Genomic DNA, 2905 nt, shown 5'->3' on the forward strand with positions numbered 1-2905 from the left:
CGCACAACAGGACCCCCCCCGTGTGCGGGGGGCCGGGAAGGGTAAAAAAGAAACCCCCCCCCCCCCCCCCCCCCCCCCCCCCCCCCCCCCCCCCCCCCCCCCCCGGCCCGGCCCCCCCCGCCCCCCCCCGCCCCCGGAGAGGCCCCCCCCCGATGACCACCGCCACGCCACCCCGCCCCAGCCCCAGCCCCGGCCCCCACCCCCGCCCCGCCGAGGCAGCCGTGGCAGCGCTCGCATCGCTGGTCCCCGACCGTCCCGCCCCCGCGCCCGCGCGGCCCTGGGTCTTCCCCGCCCCCCGCGAGCTCCGGCTCGGCAACGCCCTGCGCGTTCGCCACATCGCCCGCCCCGGCCACCGCCTCGCTGCCGTGGGCCTGTTCCTCGACGTCCCGCTCGACGCCGAGCCGGACGGCCTCGACGGCATCTGCGAACTCGCCTCCCGTGCCCTGCAGGAGGGATCCACCGCCCTGCACGGACCCCGGTTCGCCGCCGAGATCGAGCGGTGCGGCGCGACGTTCGACAGCATCGCGGGCCCCCACGGCATCGCCATCGCCCTCCAGGCGCCCCGGTCCCGGCTGGAGCGGGTGCTCGACCTCCTCGCCGACACACTGCACGCACCCGCCTTCCCGCCCCACGAGGTCTCCCGACTGCGGGCGCAGCGCCTGGACGAGATCGGCCACGAGCACTCCACCCCGCACCTGCGGGCGTTCCTGGCCCTCCAGTCCGCGCTGTACGACCCCGCCCAGCGCATCTCCCGCCCCGCGGCCGGCACCCGCGCGACCGTCGCCCGTATCGACCACACGGCCGTCCGCACCTTCTACGACGCCCACGCCCGCCCCGCGACCGCCACCGCCGTCGTCGCCGCCGACCTCCCCGCGGAGGAACTGACCGGCCTGCTGGAGCGGACCCTGGGCCGCTGGGCCGCTCCCGCCGGCCCGCCCACTCCCGTCCACGCCCCGCACACCGCCGACGACCGGACCCGGCTGGTCGTCGTCGACCGGCCCGGCGCCGTCCAGAGCACGCTGATGGTCGGGCGGCACGGCCTGGACCGCCACGCGCCCACGTGGCCCGCCCAGTCCATCGGCATCCACTGCCTCGGCGGCGGCCTCACCTCCCGCCTCGACCAGGTCCTGCGCGAACGCCGCGGCTACACCTACGGCATCACCGCCTGCGCCCAACCGCTGCGCTCGGGCGCCGTGGTGTCCATCGGCGGGGCCGTCCACACGGCGGCCACCGCTCCGGCCGTCTCGGAGATCTTCGAGGTCCTGCACTCCCTCCCCGCCGGCCTGAGCCACGGCGAACGCACCTCGGCGGTGAACAACCTCGTCCAGGTGGCCCCGTTGCAGTACCAGACCGCCGTGTCCACGGTGAAGGCCGTCGTCCGGGCCACCGCCGAACGCCTCCCGGCCGACTACCTCAGCACGATCCACGCCCGCCTGGCGGCCGTCACCGCCCCCGAGGCGACCCGCGCCGTGGTTTCGGCGTTCCCCCCGGACCGCCTGGTCGTCGTGGCCGTGGGCGACGCGGCCTCGATCACAGCCCCGCTGGAGGCCCTGGGCCTGGGCCCCCTGACGGTCCTCGGCCCCTGACACCCGCCGGCGCACCCCCGCACAGCCCCGCACCCCCCGGCACAGCCCCGCACCGCCCGGCCCGCCCGCCACCCCCGGTCGGGTACGACACGACACGACACGACACGACCCCGAACAAGGAAGGCTCCGACATGAACCGCTCCCTCCCCCTCGCCCTGCCCGGCACGCTCCTCGCCGCCGCCGCCCTCGCCCTCACCACCCCGCATGCCTCCGCAGCACCGACCGCCCGAACGGCGGCGCCCGAGGGCTACGTGCGCGAGCACTCCTTCCCGACCGCCGCCCAGTGCCGGTCGACGGGCACGCAGGGCGTGGCGCAGGGCCGATGGACCGCCTACGCCTGCGTCCAGGAGCTCCCCTTCACCCCCTCCCAGACCCTCTTCGTCAAGAACTGACGCGAACACCCCGCCGCTGCCCCCGCGCCTGCCCCCGCGCCTGCCCCCGCCCCCGCGCCCGCCCCCGCACCGGCCACCACAGCGCGCGCCCCAGCAACGCGGCCAGCGCGGGCACCAGAACAATGGACAGCACGAACGCCGAGAGCAGGATCCCGAGCGCCGTGGCGAAGCCGATCTGCTGGGTGGCGGGGGCCGGGTCGACCGCGAGCCCGGCGAACGACGCGGCCAGGACCAGGCCCGCCGTGGCGACGGCGGGCGCGGTGTGCCGCACGGCGCGGGCCACCGCCGCACGGGCCGGACCCGGGTGGCGCATCTCCTCCCTGATCCGGTCGGCCACCAGGATGTTGTAGTCCGTCCCCAGCGCCACCACGAACAGGAACAGCACCAGCGGCAGCGTGAAGTCCACCCCCGGCCGGCCCAGCGCGTGCTGGAAGACCAGGGTCGAGGCGCCCAGGGTGGCGGCGAAGCCCAGCCCGACCGCGAGCAGCAGGACCACCGGCGCCAGCAGGCTGCGCAGCAGCAGGAAGAGGATCAGCGCGATCAGCACCGCCGCCACGGGGAAGACCACCCGCAGGTCCTCCGCGGCGGCGACCGAGATGTCGGCGAAGACGGCCGCGCCGCCCCCGACGTACGCGTACGTCCCGGCGGGCCGGTGCTCGGCCACCACCGCCCGCAGCGGCCCCGACACCAGGTCACGAGCGGCCCGGCTCTGCGGATCGAGGTCCAGGAACACGTCGATCCGGGCGGCCCGCCGGTCCGCGCTCGACACCACCGGAGCCACCTGCCCCACCCCGTCGACCGCGCCCAGCGCCCGGGCCAGCGCGTTCAGCCCGCCCAGCGCACCGGCGTCCAGCGGGCCGCCGTCGGCGGCGGTGACGAACACCCCGGCCGGGTCGGACACCCCGGCGGGCAGCGCCGCCAGGCCGT

Annotated in this window: 3 protein-coding genes; 2 read left to right on the plus strand and 1 reads right to left on the minus strand. The window is 77.4% G+C overall.

Features of this window, described 5'->3' with window-relative positions; translation table 11 throughout:
• The first annotated feature begins 221 nt into the window (after positions 1 to 221).
• Together GPJ59_RS35170 and GPJ59_RS35175 are read left to right on the plus strand one after the other, a co-directional pair.
• A complete protein-coding gene (locus GPJ59_RS35170) occupies positions 222 to 1586 on the plus strand; it encodes a M16 family metallopeptidase (protein ID WP_308120666.1) in 1365 nt (454 codons plus the stop codon).
• A gap of 131 nt (positions 1587 to 1717) precedes the next feature.
• Entirely contained in the window at positions 1718 to 1978 is a 261-nt protein-coding gene (locus GPJ59_RS35175) for a hypothetical protein (RefSeq protein ID WP_219672140.1), read from the plus strand.
• On the opposite strand, the gene GPJ59_RS35180 is transcribed toward GPJ59_RS35175, so the two are convergent.
• Positions 1968 to 2905, minus strand: a 938-nt coding sequence (locus GPJ59_RS35180) for an MMPL family transporter (RefSeq protein WP_219672141.1), incomplete at its 5' end; no start/stop codon positions are given. The two genes, GPJ59_RS35175 and GPJ59_RS35180, sit on opposite strands and share 11 nt — an antisense overlap.

Source organism: Streptomyces bambusae, from assembly GCF_019400985.1.
Lineage (GTDB): Bacteria > Actinomycetota > Actinomycetes > Streptomycetales > Streptomycetaceae > Streptomyces > Streptomyces bambusae_A.